The sequence below is a fragment of the Brenneria tiliae genome, assembly GCF_023347575.1.
Lineage (GTDB): Bacteria > Pseudomonadota > Gammaproteobacteria > Enterobacterales > Enterobacteriaceae > Brenneria > Brenneria corticis.
The window spans coordinates 38,841-58,047 of sequence record NZ_JAKPCB010000088.1 but is presented as its reverse complement, the minus strand read 5'-3'; the positions used below and the strand labels follow the sequence as shown (position 1 = coordinate 58,047).

General features: G+C 57.2%; 13 protein-coding genes. 9 read left to right on the top strand and 4 right to left on the bottom strand.

What is annotated here, in order from left to right:
- The first annotated feature begins 1 nt into the window (after nucleotide 1).
- The 3 genes from hldE to MFP24_RS03485 are packed head-to-tail and all read left to right on the top strand — an operon-like array spanning nucleotide 2 to nucleotide 3,734.
- Nucleotides 2-1,435 carry a bifunctional D-glycero-beta-D-manno-heptose-7-phosphate kinase/D-glycero-beta-D-manno-heptose 1-phosphate adenylyltransferase HldE gene (hldE, locus tag MFP24_RS03495; RefSeq protein WP_249229229.1) on the top strand — a complete coding sequence of 478 codons (1,434 nt, stop codon included), beginning with the start codon at nucleotides 2-4 and terminating at the stop codon, nucleotides 1,433-1,435.
- A 15-nt stretch (nucleotides 1,436-1,450) separates the two neighbouring features.
- Entirely contained in the window at nucleotides 1,451-3,505 is a 2,055-nt protein-coding gene (gene ligA, locus MFP24_RS03490; RefSeq protein WP_249229230.1) for an NAD-dependent DNA ligase LigA, read from the top strand.
- A 4-nt stretch (nucleotides 3,506-3,509) separates the two neighbouring features.
- Nucleotides 3,510-3,734 (top strand): DUF3820 family protein, encoded by a 225-nt coding sequence (locus MFP24_RS03485; protein WP_009111592.1) that lies wholly within the window; start codon nucleotides 3,510-3,512, stop codon nucleotides 3,732-3,734.
- Nucleotides 3,735-3,761: 27 nt separating this feature from the next.
- Here the strand turns inward: MFP24_RS03485 and MFP24_RS03480 are convergent, their stop codons facing one another.
- The 3 genes from MFP24_RS03480 to garD all read right to left on the bottom strand — a co-directional run bounded on the left by MFP24_RS03480 (nucleotide 3,762) and on the right by garD (nucleotide 7,796).
- A complete protein-coding gene (locus MFP24_RS03480) occupies nucleotides 3,762-4,106 on the bottom strand; it encodes a FlxA-like family protein (RefSeq protein WP_249229231.1) in 345 nt (114 codons plus the stop codon).
- A 144-nt stretch (nucleotides 4,107-4,250) separates the two neighbouring features.
- Nucleotides 4,251-5,786 carry a methyl-accepting chemotaxis protein gene (locus tag MFP24_RS03475; RefSeq protein ID WP_249229232.1) on the bottom strand — a complete coding sequence of 512 codons (1,536 nt, stop codon included), beginning with the start codon at nucleotides 5,784-5,786 and terminating at the stop codon, nucleotides 4,251-4,253.
- A gap of 444 nt (nucleotides 5,787-6,230) precedes the next feature.
- Entirely contained in the window at nucleotides 6,231-7,796 is a 1,566-nt protein-coding gene (gene garD / locus MFP24_RS03470) for a galactarate dehydratase (protein ID WP_249229233.1), read from the bottom strand.
- Between the two features lie 479 nt (nucleotides 7,797-8,275).
- Here garD and MFP24_RS03465 point away from each other — a divergent pair, with 479 nt between their 5' ends.
- The 4 genes from MFP24_RS03465 (at nucleotide 8,276) to MFP24_RS03450 (ending at nucleotide 12,669) form a co-directional block, all read left to right on the top strand.
- Entirely contained in the window at nucleotides 8,276-9,613 is a 1,338-nt protein-coding gene (locus MFP24_RS03465) for an MFS transporter (protein WP_249229234.1), read from the top strand.
- A gap of 71 nt (nucleotides 9,614-9,684) precedes the next feature.
- A complete protein-coding gene (gene garL / locus MFP24_RS03460) occupies nucleotides 9,685-10,455 on the top strand; it encodes a 2-dehydro-3-deoxyglucarate aldolase (protein WP_249229235.1) in 771 nt (256 codons plus the stop codon).
- A gap of 45 nt (nucleotides 10,456-10,500) precedes the next feature.
- Nucleotides 10,501-11,391, top strand: coding sequence for a 2-hydroxy-3-oxopropionate reductase (gene garR, locus MFP24_RS03455; RefSeq protein WP_249229275.1), 891 nt, complete (start codon nucleotides 10,501-10,503; stop codon nucleotides 11,389-11,391).
- A gap of 132 nt (nucleotides 11,392-11,523) precedes the next feature.
- Nucleotides 11,524-12,669: a glycerate kinase gene (locus tag MFP24_RS03450; RefSeq protein ID WP_249229236.1), complete on the top strand. Its 1,146-nt coding sequence runs from the start codon at nucleotides 11,524-11,526 to the stop codon at nucleotides 12,667-12,669.
- Between the two features lie 86 nt (nucleotides 12,670-12,755).
- Here the strand turns inward: MFP24_RS03450 and barA are convergent, their stop codons facing one another.
- Nucleotides 12,756-15,527: a two-component sensor histidine kinase BarA gene (gene barA, locus MFP24_RS03445; RefSeq protein ID WP_249229237.1), complete on the bottom strand. Its 2,772-nt coding sequence runs from the start codon at nucleotides 15,525-15,527 to the stop codon at nucleotides 12,756-12,758.
- 62 nt (nucleotides 15,528-15,589) lie between these two features.
- On the opposite strand from barA, the gene rlmD reads away from it, so the two are divergent.
- Nucleotides 15,590-16,918 carry a 23S rRNA (uracil(1939)-C(5))-methyltransferase RlmD gene (gene rlmD / locus MFP24_RS03440; RefSeq protein WP_249229238.1) on the top strand — a complete coding sequence of 443 codons (1,329 nt, stop codon included), beginning with the start codon at nucleotides 15,590-15,592 and terminating at the stop codon, nucleotides 16,916-16,918.
- Between the two features lie 14 nt (nucleotides 16,919-16,932).
- Entirely contained in the window at nucleotides 16,933-19,164 is a 2,232-nt protein-coding gene (relA, locus tag MFP24_RS03435; protein WP_249229239.1) for a GTP diphosphokinase, read from the top strand.
- Nucleotides 19,165-19,207: the final 43 nt, after the last annotated feature.

Below are 19,207 nucleotides of genomic sequence, written 5' to 3'. Positions count from 1 at the left end.
GATGAAAGTTACGCTGCCTGATTTCCGCCGTGCGGGGGTGTTAGTGGTTGGGGATGTGATGCTGGATCGCTACTGGTATGGCCCGACCAGCCGCATTTCGCCGGAGGCGCCGGTGCCGGTGGTCAAGGTTGATACCATCGAGGAGCGACCCGGCGGGGCGGCGAACGTGGCGATGAATATCGCCTCTCTGGGGGCCGGTTCGCGGCTGGTCGGCCTGACGGGGATTGACGACGCCGCCCGCGCCCTGAGCAGCAAACTTGGCGAAGTCAATGTGAAGTGCGATTTCGTCTCGGTGCCGACGCATCCGACCATCACCAAACTGCGCGTATTATCCCGTAACCAGCAACTGATCCGGCTGGACTTTGAAGAAGGCTTCGGCGGCGTCGATCCGCAGCCGATGATCGAGCGTATCCAGCAGGCGCTGCCCAATATCGGCGCGCTGGTGCTGTCCGATTACGCCAAAGGGGCGCTTGTCCACGTGCAAACCATGATCCAGACGGCGAAAGCGGCGGGCGTGCCGGTGCTGATCGACCCGAAAGGGACCGACTTTTCCCGCTACCGCGGGGCGACGCTGCTGACGCCCAACCTGTCGGAATTCGAGGCGGTGGCCGGACGCTGCAAAAATGAAGATGAGCTGGTGTCCCGCGGGATGCAACTGGTGGCCGATTATCAGCTGTCCGCCCTGCTGATCACCCGCTCGGAGCAGGGGATGACCCTGCTGCAGCCGGGCAAGGCGCCGCTGCATTTGCCGACCCAGGCGCAGGAAGTGTACGACGTGACCGGCGCCGGAGATACGGTGATCGGCGTGCTGGCCGCCGCGCTGGCCGCCGGCAACTCGCTGGAAGAGGCCTGTTTCCTCGCTAACGCCGCCGCCGGCGTGGTGGTGGGCAAGCTGGGGACCTCAACTGTGTCGCCCATCGAACTGGAAAACGCCATCCGCGGGCGCGCGGAAACCGGCTTCGGCGTAATGAGCGAAGCGCAGCTGAAAGAGGCGGTGGCGCAGGCGCGGCAGCGCGGCGAAAAAATCGTTATGACCAACGGCTGTTTCGATATCCTGCACGCGGGGCACGTTTCCTATCTGGCGAATGCCCGCAAGCTTGGCGATCGCCTGATTGTGGCGGTGAACAGCGATGCGTCGACCAAACGGCTGAAAGGGCCGACCCGGCCGGTTAATCCGCTGCCGCAGCGCATGATCGTGCTGGGGGCGCTGGAAGCCGTCGACTGGGTGGTGCCCTTTGAGGAAGATACCCCGCAGCGTCTGATTGCCGAGGTGTTGCCGGATGTTCTGGTCAAAGGCGGCGATTATCAGCCGCACGAAATCGCCGGCAGCGAAGAGGTGTGGGCCAACGGCGGCGAGGTCCGGGTGCTGAATTTTGAAGACGGCTGCTCCACCACCAATATTATTAACGCCATTAAAGCCGGTAAATCTGAATAACTGACTGAAATAAGTATGAATCCATTGAATATAGAGTCGGCCGAAGTGCGCGAGGCAAGCTCGCGGGCAGCGGAGTTGCGCAGCGTATTGCGTCATCATGAATACAAGTATCACGTGGAGGATGCGCCGGAAATCCCGGACGCCGAATACGATCGGCTAATGCGTGAGCTGAAAAGCCTGGAAGAGGCCTATCCCCAACTGGTGACGGCGGACTCGCCGACGCAGCGCGTCGGCGCCGCGCCGCTGGCGGCCTTCGAGCAGGTGCGTCACGAAGTGCCGATGCTGTCGCTGGATAACGTATTTGACGAAGAGAGCTATCTGGCGTTCAGCAAACGCATCGGCGACCGGCTGAAAAACGGCGACGATCTGACCTTCTGCTGCGAGCTGAAGCTGGACGGCCTGGCCGTCAGCCTGCTGTACGAAGACGGCGTGCTGACGCGCGCGGCCACGCGCGGCGACGGCGCCACCGGCGAGAATATCACCGCGAATATCCGCACCGTCGGCGCCATCCCGCTGCGCCTGGCGGGAGATAACATTCCGCGCCGGCTGGAAGTGCGCGGCGAAGTGTTTATGAAGCACAGCGGTTTCGAGAAACTCAACGAGGAAGCCCGGCGCACCGGCGGCAAAGTATTTGCCAACCCCCGCAACGCGGCGGCCGGCTCGCTGCGGCAGCTCGATCCCCGCATCACCGCCAAACGTCCGCTGACCTTTTTTTGCTACGGCGTCGGTTTGCTGGAGGGCGGAGAACTGCCGGACAGCCACTGGCAGCGCCTGATGCAATTCAGGCGCTGGGGACTGCCGGTCAGCGACCGTATCAAGCTCTGTACCGGCAGCGAGGAAGTGCTCGATTTTTATCGCCATATCGAACAGACGCGCGGCGCGCTGGATTTCGATATCGACGGCGTGGTGGTCAAGGTGGACGATCTGGCGCTGCAGGCGCGCCTTGGCTATGTCGCCCGCGCGCCGCGCTGGGCGGTGGCGTTTAAATTCCCGGCGCAGGAGCAGCTGACCTGGGTGCGCGACGTCGAATTTCAGGTCGGCCGCACCGGGGCGATTACCCCGGTGGCGCGTCTGGAGCCGGTGGCGGTGGCGGGGGTGATGGTCAGTAACGCCACGCTGCATAACGCCGATGAAATCGAACGGCTTGGCCTACGCATCGGCGACCGGGTGACGGTGCGCCGCGCCGGCGACGTTATTCCGCAGATTGTCGGCGTGGTGGAAACGGAACGGCCGGAAAATACCCGGCCGATTGTGTTCCCCGACGTCTGCCCGGTGTGCGGTTCCGACGTGGAGCGGGTGGAGGGCGAGGTGGTCACCCGTTGCACCGGCGGCCTGATTTGCGGGGCGCAGCGCAAAGAAGCCCTGAAGCACTTTGTTTCCCGCCGGGCGCTGGACGTCGACGGCCTGGGCGACAAAATCATCGACCAACTGGTGGAAAAAGAGTATGTCAAAACGCCGGCCGACCTTTTCCGGCTCAGCGCCGGGATATTGACCGGTCTCGACCGCATGGGGCCGAAGTCGGCGCAGAATCTGGTCGGCGCGCTGGAGAAGGCGAAAAGCACCACCCTGGCGCGCTTCCTGTTTGCTCTGGGCATCCGCGACGTCGGAGAAGCGACCGCCGCCAATCTGGCCGCGCATTTTGGTTCGCTTGAGGCGCTGTTCGCCGCGGATGAAGAGTCGCTGCTGGAGGTGCCCGACGTGGGCAAGGTGGTCGCCGCCCGCGTGCGGCATTTCCTGGAGGAAGAGCACAACCAGCAGGTGATCCGCGAACTGGTCGATCCCGACGGCATCAATATCCACTGGCCGCAACCGCTGGCGGTGAAGGCGGAAGCGATCGACAGTCCGTTTGCCGGCAAGACGCTGGTGCTGACCGGGTCGCTGAGTATTCTGTCCCGCGATGAGGCCAAAGATCGGCTGACGGCGCTGGGCGCCAGGGTCAGCGGCAGCGTATCGAAAAAAACCGATATGGTGATTGCCGGCGAAGCGGCGGGATCCAAGCTGACCAAAGCGCAGGAGCTGGGGATCCCGGTGATTGACGAAGCTGAAATGATGCGTTTGCTGGGGGAGTAGGCCGGTGGAAAAAGAAGACCTGATTGAAATCGCCAATATGCCGATGCCGTTTGGCAAGTATCAGGGGCGGGCGCTGATCGACCTGCCGGAAGAGTACCTGCTGTGGTTTGCCCGTAAAGGCGAGTTTCCCCAGGGACGCCTGGGCGAACTGATGCAAATGACGCTGGCGATCAAGATAGAAGGTCTGCAAGGGCTGGTTAAGCCGTTGAAGCGTAATAATAAGGCATGATTGTTACCTCATGCCTTATTTTCGAACTCAGATATAAACATTGATCTGATTTTCTTCCGTCGGGCGATTAACGCCGTCGGCCTGAGTACTGGTGGTGTTTGTTTCATCTACGCTTTGCTGTGCTTGCGCGCTTTGCTGAGCTTGTTGCGCCGACTGAAGCTGAGCAATCTGAGCCTGAATGGCTTGAATCTGCGCCTGTAACATTTGGCTTTCTGTTTCAATCTCTTCCGCGCTGCCGGAAGAGTTCGTCACGTCCGCCAGTTTCTCCGTCAGCTTTTCAAGCTGTTGGGTTAATTTACTGATTTTTTGCGCGTAGTTTTCAGTGCTGGTCGATGAACCGCTCACCGATGAAATTGCGCTTATGTCCGACATTTTTCCTCCTGATAAATGCGTACCCAATGTACTTACTTATTATCGGCTGATTGTGTTTTTTCTTTGCCTGCGTTTTGACGCCAAATGCCAACCATCTTGTCAGGTTAACAACGTCAGATGTAACAAAGTGTGTTTTTTCTCGGATTACCCGCCATAGACATTGATGGCGCTATTCAGGCGCATCGCCTGACGATTCAGCCTTTCCGCCGCCTCGGTGGCTTGGGCGACCATATCCGTATTGCGCTGGGTCATTTCTTCAATCTGCGCAATGGAAGTGTTGATTAAGCCCAGCGCGGAAGTCTGCTCGCCGGCGGCGTGGCTGATCTCGTTGATCATGGTGGAAACCTGGCGGACTTCCTGCACGATGTCGTTGATATGCCTGCCGGCATTTTCCACCATCTGCCCGCCCGATTTGACGCTGGCCACGTTGGCGTCGATCAGCGCTTTGATCTCCTTGGCGGCCGAGGCGGAATGCTGCGCCAAATTGCGCACTTCGGCGGCCACCACGGCGAATCCCTTGCCTTGCACCCCGGCGCGGGCCGCTTCAACGGCGGCATTCAGGGCGAGGATATTGGTCTGAAAGGCAATACTGTCGATCACGCTGATAATATCGACGATTTTATTACTGGCGTCGGAAATGGAATCCATCATGCCGATGGTTTCCTGCATAATCTCCCCGCCTTTTACCGCGGTGCGGTTGGCGGTTTCCGCCATCTGCGTCGCCTGGACGGCGGTTTCAGAACTTTGCCGCACCGCCGCGGTAATTTGCTCGATGGCCGCGGCCGTCTGCTGCAGGTTGGCGGAGGTATCTTCCGTGCGGCTATTCAGCGCGCTATTGTTTGCGGCCAGCCGCTGGCTGACATCGGTCATTCCCTGCACCTGAGCGCCGACATCATCCACCAGGGAGTGCAGGTTGAGTCCGAACTGGTTGATTGCCCGCAGCAGCATACCTATTTCATCCACCCGGTTCAGGCGCAGAGACTCTCCTTTGCGGCCGGAAACAATATGTCGGGCCTGTTTCAGCAGCATTTTCAGCGGTTGGGCAATCTGCCGTTGCAGAAAAAGATCCAGCAGAAAGATTAAAACAAGCGTTACGGCCAGCGACCAGAGCGGGTTTATGCCGCCGAGAGAGAGCAGCGCGGGAACCATTCCCGCGGCAACAATCGCCATCCGCAGGCGCCAGCGCACGGGCAGCTTCTGCAATATCGACAGCGGGGCGAATATGCCGGAGCGAACCACTAAGCCCTTGTAAAATCCACGGTGCCCGGCCTGCTTTTTCTTTACGGCCTGATATAAGGGTTCCGCAAATTTGATCTCATCGGCGCTTGGCGTATTGCGCACGGAGATATAACCCGTGAGTTGATTGTGATGATAAACCGGGGTAACGTTGGCGCGGACCCAGTAGTGGTCGCCATTGCACCGCCTGTTTTTTACCAGCCCGGTCCAGCTGTCTCCTTGCTGTAGGGTAAACCACATATCGGCAAAGGCTTCGGCCGGCATATCCGGATGGCGCACGATATTGTGCGGCTGGCTGATTAATTCCTCCTCGGAAAAGCCGCTGACGTTGATAAATGCGGAGTTGGCATAGGTGATATGGCTGTGAGTATCTGTGGTGGACATTAACGTCGTATCCATATCCAACAGATACTCCTGCTGTGTGACAGGCGTATTTAATCGCATCGGAAACCCCGGCAGTTTATTGCTGTTTAAATTAATTCAAGATATTCAATTGGGTACGCTGAATTTGTTTTGCGCTATTTGATAATCGTTTACCGAATGCAATTACCCGGTTATCAGCTATGGATGAATTTATGATGGGGAGGATCCTGCTGTCAATAAATTCATTTGATCATAAGTAATTCATTGATTAAAGATAATGATTAACAGGATTAAGCATCAATGGCAGCTATATTCAATAACGGAGAGATACGCTGGTTTTGTTAAATTTTATTAGGAGATTCTTTACGTATTTGGCGTGAAATGTTGCCGGGCGTTGTTTTTTTTGCTTTTTCGGGGCGGGTTTTCAAATATGAATCTTTATTAAATTGATCATGGATCAAAAAAGGCTTGTTGATTTAATAAATGGCCGGAAAATATTCCGGCCATAAGAAGATAATGTCGTAATCAGGTTACCGGCGCCGGGTTGAAAACCGCCAAGGCGTTGTGAATACCCCATTGATCGGACCAGGTTTTCTTTCTGCCGCTGGCGATGTCGAGAATAAAGTGGAACAGCTGCCAGCCGACGTCTTCAATCGTCGCGTCGCCCGTGGCGATGGTGCCGGCATCAATATCCATCAGATCGTGCCAGCGTTTTGCCAACGCCGTACGGGTCGCCATTTTAATGACCGGTACCGCCAGTAAGCCATAGGGCGTGCCGCGGCCGGTGGTAAATACCTGCACGGTGATGCCGGAAGCCAGCTGCTGCGTGCCGCAAACGAAGTCGCTGGCCGGGGTCGCCGCGTAAATCAGGCCGCGTTTGGTCGGGCGCTGCCCCGGAGACAGGACTTCGACAATGGGGCTGGTGCCCGATTTGGCAATGGAGCCAAGCGCTTTTTCCACCACGTTGGCCAGGCCGCCTTTCTTGTTGCCGGGCGACGGGTTGGCGCTGCGGTCGGTTTGGCCGCTCTCGAGGTAGGCGTCATACCAGGCCATCTCTTCCAGCAGACGCTTGCCGACCTCCTGGTTAACGGCCCGCGGCGTCAGTAAATGGATGGCGTCGCGCACTTCGGTGACTTCTGAAAACATTACCGTCGCGCCGCAGCGTACCAGCAGATCGGAGGCGAATCCGACCGCCGGGTTTGCCGTCACGCCGGAAAAGGCGTCGCTGCCGCCGCACTGCATGCCGACCACCAGCTCGGATGCCGGGCAGGTTTCACGCCGGCGCTGGTTCAACCGCTGCAGATGCCGATCGGCCATGGTCAGAATATCATCCACCATCGATTTAAAGCCTACGTGATGTTCATCCTGCAAACGGACGATGCTGCTGTCTTCCAGCGAGATGGCCTGCACGTCGGGCGTGCCTTCCAGCAGGCGTTCGGGTTGAAGTTTTTCACACCCCAGGCCGACAACCAGCACTTCGCCGCCAAAGTTGGGATTCAGCGCCAGATTATGAATGGTACGTATCGGGACGACCGCCGCCGGGGCATTGATGGCCACGCCGCAGCCGTAGAGATGATTGAGGGCCACAACGCCGTCGACGTTCGGATACCTGGGCAGTAAATCCCGTTCAATGATGTTAACCACATAGTCCACCACGCCGGCGACGCAGTGTACGCTGGTGGTAATACCGAGAAGATTTTTCGTACCGACGCTGCCGTCGGGATTACGGTAGCCCTCAAAGGTATAGCCTTCCAGCGGGGGAAGGGCGACGGGGACTTTGGTGGCCAGCGGCAGGGTTTCCAGCGCCGGGGCCTGGGGCAATTCCACCAGCGATTCATCAATCCAGCTTCCCTGGGGAATATCTCTTAACGCATAGCCGATGATTTCACCGTAGCGAATAATAGGGCCGGACTTATCAATATTGACCAGAGCGACTTTGTGCCCCTGGGGGATATGCTCAATTAATTCCAGTCCGTTATCAAATCGGGTGCCGGCACGTAAACCATTATCATTAACAATGATGGCGACATTATCATCACTGTGAACTTTAATGTAAAATGCCTGAGCGGAATTCTGTTTGTTCTGCGACATAACGTCTCCAGTAAATACTTAATTTTCAGAAAATCAGTTTTTATTGTTGGGGTAATACGGATTTTATATACATAGTATCTGATTTTTAATCCCACTGAATTGTGCAATTGAATAGTATTTTTTGTTTTTAACGACCGATAATCTGGCGAATAGCCAATATACTGTGATCTGTCTCACTCTACCTATTTAAATGAACTCTGCCACTGACAATAATGTGATGTTGGTCGCTTTTTTCTGTGCGTAACCCATAAAATAGATGTAATGAAGCGCTGATTGTTGTGCATTTTAACAATGCTATTCGGCGGCGCTATTTTTATACTGATGATGTTTTCCAAATCTTTGCGGATAAAGATGGTCATGCAAGATTTTATTAAAATAGTCTTTATCCAAATTATTAAAAAATACTCAAATTTTCAATGACGGGCATGATGTTGGTTTATTTGAGTTAACATACTAATAACGAGAGCCAAGGGGATTTTATGAATTCCGATGCACTTCTTACAACAAGAAAAACTTATGTTCGTTACATTATCCTATTAATCATATTTACGGTTACGGCTATAAATTATGCGGACCGCGCGACATTGTCGATAGCGGGTTCGGCAGTAGCGCAAGAGTTACAGCTGGACGCGGTGCATATGGGATATATTTTTTCCGCATTTGGCTGGTCATATTTAGTAATGCAGATACCCGGCGGCTGGTTGCTCGACCGCTTCGGCTCCAAAAAGGTTTATGCCTATAGTATCTTCTTCTGGTCCCTGTTCACCTTCCTGCAAGGATTTGTGGATTGGGTTCCTTTGGTGTGGGCTCCGTTAACCCTTTTTGCTCTGCGCTTTATGCTGGGATTTTCCGAAGCGCCGTCTTTTCCCGCCAATGCCCGTATCACCGCCGCGTGGTTCCCGACCAAGGAGCGCGGTACGGCATCCGCCATTTTCAATTCGGCCCAATACTTCTCACTGGCGATTTTCTCTCCGATCCTCGGCTGGTTAACCTACCAATGGGGTTGGGAACATGTTTTCCTGGTGATGGGCGGATTAGGGTTTGTATTGACCGCGATATGGCTTAAGTTTATCCATAACCCCACCGATCACCCCGGTATCAGCCCGCAGGAGTTGGAATATATTTCCAAAGGCGGCGCCGTTGTCGATATGGATCATAAAAAAGAGGGCGACAAAAAAGACGGTCCTAAATGGAACTATGTTAAACAGCTTCTTACCAACCGCATGATGCTGGGGGTATTTCTGGGGCAATACTTTATTAATAGTATTACCTGGTTCTTCCTTACCTGGTTCCCCATTTACTTGGTTTCGGAAAAGGGCATGTCTATTCTGAAAGTGGGTTTGATTGCGGCAATTCCGGCGCTGTGTGGTTTTGTCGGCGGCGTGCTGGGCGGCGTGGTGTCGGATATGTTGCTGAAACGCGGCTTCACGTTAACCGCCGCGCGTAAAATTCCTATCGTGCTGGGTATGCTGCTTGCTTCAACCATTATTCTCTGTAATTACACCGATAGTAATGTAGTGGTTGTTTCACTGATGGCGCTGGCATTCTTTGGCAAAGGATTCGGGGCATTGGGCTGGCCGGTTATCTCCGATACCGCGCCTAAAGAGATAATCGGCCTGTGCGGCGGCGTATTTAATGTCTTTGGCAACGTTGCGTCAATCGTTACCCCGCTGGTTATCGGTTATTTAGTCAAAGAACTGCATTCATTTAACAGCGCGCTGGTTTTTGTCGGTATTTCCGCACTGATGGCAATGCTGTGCTACTTACTGGTGGTAGGTGAAATCAAACGCATGGAATTGAAGAAAGTTGATGATTGATGAAGCACTTTTATCATCCGTCAATGACCAGGCATGTTAATTCACGAACCGTAATTAAATAGAAGGTTATTATGAGTAATACGCTATTACCTAACCGCTTTCGTCAGGAGTTACGCCAGGGGAAAACCCTGATTGGCTGCTGGTGCGCGCTGGGCAATCCCATCTCCACCGAGGTGCTGGGGCTGGCGGGATTCGACTGGCTGGTGCTGGATGGGGAGCATGCGCCGAACGATATCCTGACCTTTATTCCGCAGCTTATGGCGCTGAAAGGCAGCCACAGCGCCCCTGTCGTCCGTCCGCCGAGCAATGAGCCGGTCATCATCAAACGTCTGCTGGATATCGGCTTCAATAACTTCCTGATCCCTTTCGTGGAAAGCGAGGAAGAAGCCGTCCGCGCTGTGGCGTCGACGCGCTATCCGCCCGCCGGGATCCGCGGCGTTTCCGTGGCGCATCGCAGCAATGCCTATGGGACCGAGCCCGACTATTTCGCCACCATTAACGACAACATCACCGTCCTGGTACAGATCGAAAGCCAGCAGGGAGTCGACAATCTGGATGCCGTCGCCGCCGTCGCCGCCGTCGACGGCATTTTTGTCGGACCGGGCGATCTCTCCGCGGCGCTGGGGTATCTGGGGCAGCCCAACCACCCGGAAGTGCAGCGCGTTATCCGCCATATTTTCGAACGCGCCGCCGCGCACGGTAAGCCCAGCGGCATTCTGGCGCCGGCCGAGGCCGATGCCAGGCGCTATCTGGAATGGGGAGCGACTTTCGTTGCCGTCGGCAGCGATCTGGGTGTGTTCCGCGGCGCCACCCAGGCGCTGCGCGACAGGTTCAAAGGGTAATTTTGCAGTAAATCGCGCGTGTTAATTACATCAGACAATGAGGTTATAACGATGAAAATTGGTTTTATTGGGCTCGGTATCATGGGAAAACCGATGAGTAAAAACCTGCTGAAAGCGGGTTACTCATTAGTCGTGATGGACAGAAATCTGGAGGCGGTGGCCGAGGTGGTCGCGGCCGGCGCCACGGCGGCGGAAACGCCGAAGTCGGTGGCGGCGCAGAGCGACGTGGTTATCACCATGCTGCCCAACTCTCCGCATGTGAAAGAGGTGGTGCTGGGCAAGAACGGCGTGATTGAAGGCGCGCGCGCCGGCACCATCGTGGTCGATATGAGTTCGATCGCGCCGCTGGCCAGCCGTGAAATCGCGGCGGCGTTGGCCGAGAAAGAGATCGCCATGCTGGACGCCCCGGTCAGCGGCGGCGAGCCGAAGGCGATTGACGGCACCCTGTCGGTGATGGTCGGCGGCGACAAAGCGCTGTTCGAACGCTGTTTCGACATCCTCAAGGCGATGGCCGGATCGGTGGTGCATACCGGCGATATCGGCGCCGGCAACGTCACCAAGCTGGCGAACCAGGTGATTGTGGCCCTGAATATCGCGGCGATGTCCGAAGCCCTGGTGCTGGCGACCAAAGCCGGCGTCAATCCGGATTTGGTCTATCAGGCGATTCGCGGCGGGCTGGCGGGCAGCACCGTGCTGGATGCCAAAGCGCCTATGGTGCTGGATCGCAACTTTAAACCGGGTTTCCGCATTGATTTGCATATTAAAGACCTGGCCAACGCCCTGGATACGTCGCACGGCGTGGGCGCGCAGCTGCCGCTGACCGCCGCCGTCATGGAGATGATGCAGGCGCTGAAAGCGGACGATCTGGGCTCCGCCGATCACAGCGCGCTGGCCTGCTATTACGAGAAGTTAGCTAAGATTGAAGTGACGCGATAAGGCTTGATGGTTGTCGGAGCGGCATAGGTGACCGTATGCCGCTCTGGTTGTCGGGGTAATCATTCTGATAAGCGCCGATTCAGCAGCGCGGATTATTGGTGAAACCGAAACGTTTATGAAATCGGATCGTTTATGAAAATAGTTATCGCACCGGATTCTTATAAAGAAAGCCTGTCTGCACAAGAGGTTGCCACGCAAATTGAAGCGGGATTCCGTGAGATCTTTCCCGATGCCTGCTATATCAAACTGCCGGTCGCCGACGGCGGCGAAGGGACCGTTGAAGCCATGGTGGCGGCGACGCACGGCGAGATCGTCAAGGTTAAGGTTACCGGTCCGTTAGGCGATAACGTCGACGCGTTTTTCGGGCTGTCCGGCGATAAAAAGACGGCTTTTATCGAGATGGCCGCCGCCAGCGGGTTGGAGCAGGTGCCCGCGCAGCGGCGTAATCCGCTGCTGACGACCAGCTACGGCACCGGCGAGCTGATTCGCTGCGCGCTGGACCATGGGGTGCGGCATTGCATCATCGGCATCGGCGGCAGCGCCACCAATGACGGCGGCGCGGGAATGGCGCAGGCGCTGGGCGCCAAGTTGCTTGACGAATCCGGCGCGCAGATCGGCTTCGGCGGCGGAGAGCTCGACAAGCTGGCAAGTATCGATATCGGCGAACTGGACCCGCGTATCAAAAAGTGCCGCTTTGAAGTGGCCTGCGACGTCACCAACCCGCTGACCGGAGAACAGGGCGCCTCCGCTATTTTTGGCCCGCAAAAGGGGGCGACGGAGGAGATGATCGAACGGCTGGATAATGCGCTGAAGCATTACGCCGCGGTTATCCGCGACGATCTGGATATGGACGTCGAGCATGTTCCGGGCGCCGGCGCCGCCGGCGGAATGGGCGCCGCGCTGCGGGCGTTCTGCGGCGCCGACCTGCGGCAGGGAATAGAGATCGTTACCGAAGCGCTGGGGCTGGATGAATTGGTGCGCGATGCGGCGCTGGTGATTACCGGCGAAGGCCGTATTGACAGCCAGACCATTCACGGCAAGGTGCCGATTGGCGTTGCCCGGGTGGCGAAACGCCATCATAAACCGGTGATCGGTATCGCCGGCAGCCTGACCGCCGACGTCGGGATTGTCCACCAGCACGGTCTGGATGCGGTATTCAGCGTGCTGTACAACGTCTGTTCACTGGACGAAGCGCTGGAAAACGCCGCGGAAAATGTGCGCATGACGGCGCGCAATATCGCGGCGACCATCAAGCTGGCGCAAGATTTATCCGCGTGATTTACGCCGTGCCGCGAGGGGCGCGCCGGGAATAGGCCGCCGCCGTCGGTCCGGCCATCGTCAGGCGCATTGTTGCGCCGGTATCGCTAGGCGGTATGGTTCAGATGCGCGCGCGCGGCTTCGCTGACGTTATCGATTTCGTCCAGCAGTTCCAGCCATTCCGGCTCCAGTTCGCTGGCGCTAACCCCCTCGCGCAGCTGCTGTTCCAGATAACGGCAGATCTGTTTCAAGCGCGGCACGCCGCTATAGCTGCAGCTGCCATGCAGCTTGTGGATCACCTCGATGATGTTGTCGTCGGGCCGATCGTGCAGCAGGTTTTCAACCTGCCGGCGCACCTGCGGCAGAAAATCCAGCAGCATCTGCAGCAGCTCGCGCGCCAGTTCCGGTTTATTGGCCGCCTGGCGCTGCGCCAGCGTCCAGTCCAGGGACGGCTGGCTATCGCGGCGCCGCTCCTGCGGCGGACGCGCCTCTTCCTGGGGAGTGTAGCGGGACAGCACTTTTTGCAGCATCTGCTCGTCAATCGGTTTTGCCAGACAATCATTCATACCGGCCTGTAACAGCTGTTCGCGTTCGTCGCTCATGGTGTGGGCGGTAACGGCGACAATCGGCGTTTTGCCATGCCTGGGGAACTGGCGGATGATTTCGCTGGCGCGGATACCGTCCATCCCCGGCATCTGGATATCCATAAGGATAAGATCAATATCGCGATCTTTGGCCTGGGACACCGCCTCCGCGCCGTTGGTGCACAGAATGATGGTTTCCACCTGCTCTTCCAGCAGGGCGCCGATCAGCTTCAGATTGGCCGGATTATCATCCACGGCCATCACGCTTAGCGGTAGTCGTGCGCGAGGCGGCAATGGAGGCTGAGGCGCGGTGATGTTTTCCGGCAGCAGCGACAGCTGGAAAACCGCACTGTCCTGCAGCAGCGGCAGCAGGCGGGGAGCGGAGATCGGTTTGTTCAGGCAGGCGTGAACGCCGAATATTTTCAACTGCTCGGCATCCATTTGCGCAAAGCTGGGCAGCGCCAGGATCACGTAGGGCGCGCGTCGGCAGACGTCGCGTAATTGGGGCGTGTAATCGAGCAGCGTGTTGCGGTAATGCACCGGAATGCCCAACAGCAAAATATCGAAGGGGGCTTCGGGAAGTTGTTCCAGCGTCGGGCTATAGCTGACCGTCAAGGGCGTTTGGCTGAGAATGTTCAGCGTGGCCTGCGCCGCCGCCGGATCGGATTCGATATACGCCAGGTGCTTGTCGCGCAGCATGCGGTATTCGTTGTTTGCCGGCGCGGCGTGGGGATTTAACGGCAGATTGATATGGAACCAGAAGGTAGAGCCTTTATTTAGCTGGCTGTGAAAGCCGATATTGCCGCCCATCTCTTTGATCAGCCTTTGGGTGATCACCAGCCCCAGCCCGGTTCCGCCATGGCGCCGTGAAATACTGGTGTCCGCCTGGCGGAATGCCTGAAAGAGCTGTGACTGCTGGCGTTCGGCGATGCCGATGCCGCTGTCGCGGATTTGAATTTCCAACTGAACCTGGTTGCCTTCCTGGCGGCGTTTTTCCACCCGGATATCAATGTTGCCCTGCTCGGTAAACTTGATGGCGTTGCCCAACAGGTTGGTGATGATTTGCTGAATGCGCAGCGGATCGCCGATAAACTGCTCCGGAATGTCCTGCTGGACGTCGAGCGTCAGTTCCAGCCCTTTTTCATGGGCGGTATGGGCCAGCAGCATGACGACTTCGTCCAGCGTGTTGTGCAGCGAGAACGGAATATTTTCCAATACCAGCTTGCCCGCCTCCAGTTTGGAGAAATCCAGTACGTCGTTAATGATATTCAGCAGGTTATTGGCGGAGCGTTCGATGGTCAGCAGATAATCGGTCTGGGTCGGATTCAGCGACGTTTTCAATGTCTGGCGGGTAAAACCAATTACGCCGTTGAGCGGCGTTCTCAGCTCGTGAGACATATTGGCCAGAAACTCGGACTTGATGCGCGCCGCTTCCTGCGCCCGCTTTTTGGCCAGATCCAGCTCGACGTTCTGGATCTCCATCTGTTCGAGCGTTTCCCGCAGATCGCAGGTCGCCTGATCGATATTCTGCTGCATCTCTTCGTGGTAGGCGGTCAACGACATGGCCATGGAGTTGATGCCGTTTTTCAGCATATTCAACTCGCCCAGCATATGGCCTTCAACCCGGCTATCCAGCTGTCCGCGGCGGATGCGATCGACCGTTTCCACCATATTGCCGATCGGCGCGGTAACGTCCTTCATCAGGCGATAGGCGAATAGCACCGCTACGCCCATACACAGCAGCAGCATCAGGGCGGCGATAAAAATTTCCTGGTACTGCCGGAGCTTGATGGAGTTGATATCCAGCTCGACGGCAAGGTAGCCGATAGGGGGTATTGCGCCGGGCCGCGGCGATGTCAAACCGTCATCGGCGAACTCGCCGTCGGCGGTAATCGGCATATGCAGGATCAGGGCGTTCCCGCTATGGTGCAGGTGCAAGCGGTTGTCGGCCGGGGTGTCTTCGCTCAGGTGCGGCGACCATAGGCTATGGCGATTGTTGGTGGTGACAATTAGCTGATTTTTATCATCAAAAATGCTGATGGCCCGGATGATGCCGGAGTGCCGCCGATGCAGCGTATTAATCAGCGGTTGCAGCGTGTTCTGCTGGTTTTTTGCCATGGCGTAAGCGCTGGTGACGGCCAGCGGCTCGATGATACTGGCTCCCGCGTCGGCCAACTGTTCCTGCAACTGGTTATAGCGGTGTACCACGAAAAAGGTACTGAGCAACAGTCCGATCATTAACGTCGGCGCCAAAATCAGTATTAACATGCGCGCACGCAGACTGTATTTGGTCATAAGGGTCCAATGTGGGAGAATTAAGCTTAAAAATTATTGTATTTATAAAACGATTGTAAATTATGGCGCAATTCTACTCTCCAAACCGGCGCGTGACGACCCGGCAAACGATAACCGTGACGGTAGACAGCCTTGACCCCTTCGGGCAGGGCGTGGCGCGTCATCAGGGCAAGACGATTTTTGTCGCCGGCGTGCTGCCGGGCGAACAGGCTGAAGTACGGCTGACGGAAGAAAAGCGTCAGTTTGCCCATGCCAAACTTAAACGATTATTAACCAGCAGCCCGCAGCGCGTGGCGCCGCGCTGCCCGCATTTCAACGACTGCGGCGGATGCCAGCAGCAGCATGCCGATATTGCGCTGCAGCAGCATAGCAAAGCGTCGGCGCTGGCGCGCCTGATGGCGCGGGAAACGGGGGTGGAGCTGCCGCCCGCGGCGCCGATCGCCGGGCCGTCTTACGCCTACCGGCGGCGGGCCCGGCTTGCGTTATACTATCAGGCTAAACAGCAACGGATGTTGATGGGGTACCGTCAGGCGGGGTCGCATGAGCTGGTCGATATCCGGGCCTGCCCGATATTACGGCCGGAGCTGGAGAAACTGCTGGCGCCGCTGCGTGACTGCCTGAGCCGCCTGCGGGCGGTAAAGCGGCTGGGGCATGTGGAACTGGTGCAGGCGGATAACGGCCCGTTGCTGGTGCTGCGCCATCTGGATGCGCTGAGCCAGGCGGACAGCCAGGCGCTGAGCGACTTTGCGCGGCAGTACGGAGTGTCGGTTTATCTGGCGCCCGATGCGGACTCGGTGACCTGTCTGCACGGCGAGGCGCCGCTGTATCATATCGCCGGATTAACGCTGGCGTTCAGCCCGCGGGATTTTATTCAGGTCAATGATGCGGTCAATCAGCAAATGGTCGAACGGGCGCTGGCCTGGCTGGACGTTCAGCCGCAGGACCGGATATTGGATCTGTTCTGCGGCATGGGCAATTTTACCCTTCCGCTGGCGCGGCGGGCGGCCAGCGTCGTCGGCGTTGAGGGCGTGGCGGCGCTGGTGGAAAAAGGGCGCGAGAACGCCCGGCGCAATTCGCTCGCCAATGTCACATTTTTTCACCAAAATCTTGAAGATGATGTCACTCAACAGCCTTGGGCTGCCCAAGGTTTTGATAAGATATTGCTGGACCCGGCACGAGCGGGTGCCGCGGGGGTCATGGCGCAGATTGTCCGTCTGGCTCCCCGGCGCGTGGTTTACGTTTCCTGTAACCCGACCACGCTGGCGCGTGACAGCAAAATATTACTCGCCGCCGGTTATCGGCTGGCGAATGTCGCCATGCTGGATATGTTTCCACATACCGGCCACCTTGAGTCGATGGCGTTGTTTATAGGTGATGCGGCGGCGCGGTAAAGTAGGGAGAAATTATGGTTGCGGTAAGAAGTGCGCATTTGAATACGGCTGGTGAGTTTGTACCTGACGCGTGGATTGCTTCGCTTGGCATAACCAGTCAGCAGTCGTGTGAACGTTTAGCCGAAACCTGGCATTACTGTGAACAACAAACCCAGGATCATCCCGATGCCATGCTGCTGCTGTGGCGCGGTATCGAAATGGTGGAAATTCTGTCCACGCTGAGCATGGACAATGACAGCATGCGCGCCGCCCTGCTGTTTCCCATCGCCGACGCCAACGTGGTGGATGAAACCACGCTGCAGGAAAAATTCGGCAAAAGCATCGTCGATCTGGTGCACGGCGTGCGCGATATGGATGCCATCCGCCAGTTGAAAGCCACGCAGCATGACTCCGTCGCCTCCGAACAGGTGGATAATATCCGTCGCATGCTGCTGGCGATGGTGGAAGATTTTCGCTGCGTGGTGATCAAGCTGGCGGAGCGGATCGCGCATCTGCGCGAAGTTAAAGACGCCCCGGAAGAAGAGCGGGTGCTGGCGGCGAAAGAATGTACCAATATTTATGCCCCGCTGGCTAATCGGCTGGGTATCGGGCAGCTTAAATGGGAGCTGGAGGATTTTTGCTTCCGCTACCTTCATCCCGAAGAGTACAAGCGTATCGCGACGCTGCTGCACGAGCGGCGTATCGATCGCGAACAGTACATCGACGACTTCGTCAACACGCTGCGCGCCGCCATGAAAGAAGAGGGCGTGCAGGCGGAAATTTACGGCCGCCCCAAACATATCTACAGCATCTGGCGCAAGATGCAGAAAAAATCGCTGTCGTTTGACGAGCTGTACGACGTGCGGGCGGTGCGCATCGTGGTGGAGCGCCTGCAGGATTGCTACGGCGCGCTGGGTATCGTGCATACCCATTACCGCCATCTGCCGGATGAGTTTGACGATTATGTCGCCAATCCGAAGCCGAACGGCTATCAGTCGATTCATACGGTGGTGCTGGGACCGCGCGGCAAAACTTTGGAAATTCAGATCCGCACCCGGCAGATGCATGAAGACGCCGAGCTGGGCGTAGCGGCGCACTGGAAATACAAAGAGGGCACGGTGGTCGGCGGTCGTTCCGGTTACGAAGGCCGCATCGCCTGGCTGCGTAAGCTGATCGCCTGGCAGGAGGAGATGGCGGACTCGGATGAGGTGCTGGATGAGGTGCGCAGCCAGGTGTTCGACGACCGGGTCTACGTGTTTACGCCGAAAGGCGACGTGGTGGATTTGCCGGCCGGCTCAACGCCGCTGGATTTCGCCTATCACATTCACAGCGATATCGGCCATCGTTGCATCGGCGCGAAAATCGGCGGACGCATCGTCCCGTTCACCTACCAGCTGCAGATGGGCGATCAGATCGAGGTGATCACCCAGAAACAGCCGAATCCCAGCCGCGACTGGCTGAACCCGAATCTGGGCTATATCACCACCAGCCGCGGGCGTTCAAAAATTCACAACTGGTTCCGCAAGCAGGATCGCGACAAGAACATTCTGGCCGGCCGGCAGATTCTGGATGATGAACTGGCGCATCTGGGTATCGGCCTCAAGGCCGCGGAGAAACTGCTGCTGCCGCGTTATAACGTGAATTCTCTGGATGAACTGCTGGCGGCGATTGGCGGGGGGGATATTCGCCTCAACCAGATGGTGAATTTCCTGCAGGCGCAACTGAATCAGCCCAGCGCGGAAGAGCAGGACCGCCAGGCGCTGCGCCAACTGACGCAGAAATCCCCGCAGCCGGCCGCGCGTAATAAAGATAAGGGGCGGGTGGTGGTTGAAGGGGTCGGCAACCTGATGCACCACATCGCCCGTTGCTGCCAGCCGATCCCGGGCGATGAGATCACCGGTTTTATCACCCGCGGCCGGGGGATCTCCATCCACCGGGCCGACTGCGAGCAGTTGGACGATCTGCGCAGCCACGCGCCGGAGCGCATTGTCGACGCCGTGTGGGGCGAAAGCTATTCCAGCGGCTATTCGCTGGTGGTAAGGGTGACCGCCAACGATCGCAGCGGATTGCTGCGCGATATCACCACCATTCTGGCGAACGAAAAGGTCAATGTACTGGGCGTGGCGAGCCGCAGCGATACCAAACAGCAGCTGGCCACCATTGATATGGATATCGAGATTTATAACCTGCAGGTGCTGAGCCGTATTCTGGCCAAACTCAACCAGTTGCCGGATGTGATCGATGCGCGCCGGCAGCAGGGGGGGTGAATGGAGTCTTCGGTTTTTTAAACCGTAGGTTATAAAAATCTTG

Bases quoted from the DNA above. Each gene is read 5' to 3' on its own strand.
- hldE (WP_249229229.1), top strand. From the start codon at position 2: ATGAAAGTTACGCTGCCTGATTTCCGCCGTGCGGGGGTGTTAGTGGTT.
- ligA (WP_249229230.1), top strand. From the start codon at position 1,451: ATGAATCCATTGAATATAGAGTCGGCCGAAGTGCGCGAGGCAAGCTCG.
- MFP24_RS03480 (WP_249229231.1), bottom strand. From the start codon at position 4,106: ATGTCGGACATAAGCGCAATTTCATCGGTGAGCGGTTCATCGACCAGC.
- MFP24_RS03475 (WP_249229232.1), bottom strand. From the start codon at position 5,786: ATGCGATTAAATACGCCTGTCACACAGCAGGAGTATCTGTTGGATATG.
- garD (WP_249229233.1), bottom strand. From the start codon at position 7,796: ATGTCGCAGAACAAACAGAATTCCGCTCAGGCATTTTACATTAAAGTT.
- MFP24_RS03465 (WP_249229234.1), top strand. From the start codon at position 8,276: ATGAATTCCGATGCACTTCTTACAACAAGAAAAACTTATGTTCGTTAC.
- garL (WP_249229235.1), top strand. From the start codon at position 9,685: ATGAGTAATACGCTATTACCTAACCGCTTTCGTCAGGAGTTACGCCAG.
- MFP24_RS03450 (WP_249229236.1), top strand. From the start codon at position 11,524: ATGAAAATAGTTATCGCACCGGATTCTTATAAAGAAAGCCTGTCTGCA.
- barA (WP_249229237.1), bottom strand. From the start codon at position 15,527: ATGACCAAATACAGTCTGCGTGCGCGCATGTTAATACTGATTTTGGCG.
- rlmD (WP_249229238.1), top strand. From the start codon at position 15,590: ATGGCGCAATTCTACTCTCCAAACCGGCGCGTGACGACCCGGCAAACG.
- relA (WP_249229239.1), top strand. From the start codon at position 16,933: ATGGTTGCGGTAAGAAGTGCGCATTTGAATACGGCTGGTGAGTTTGTA.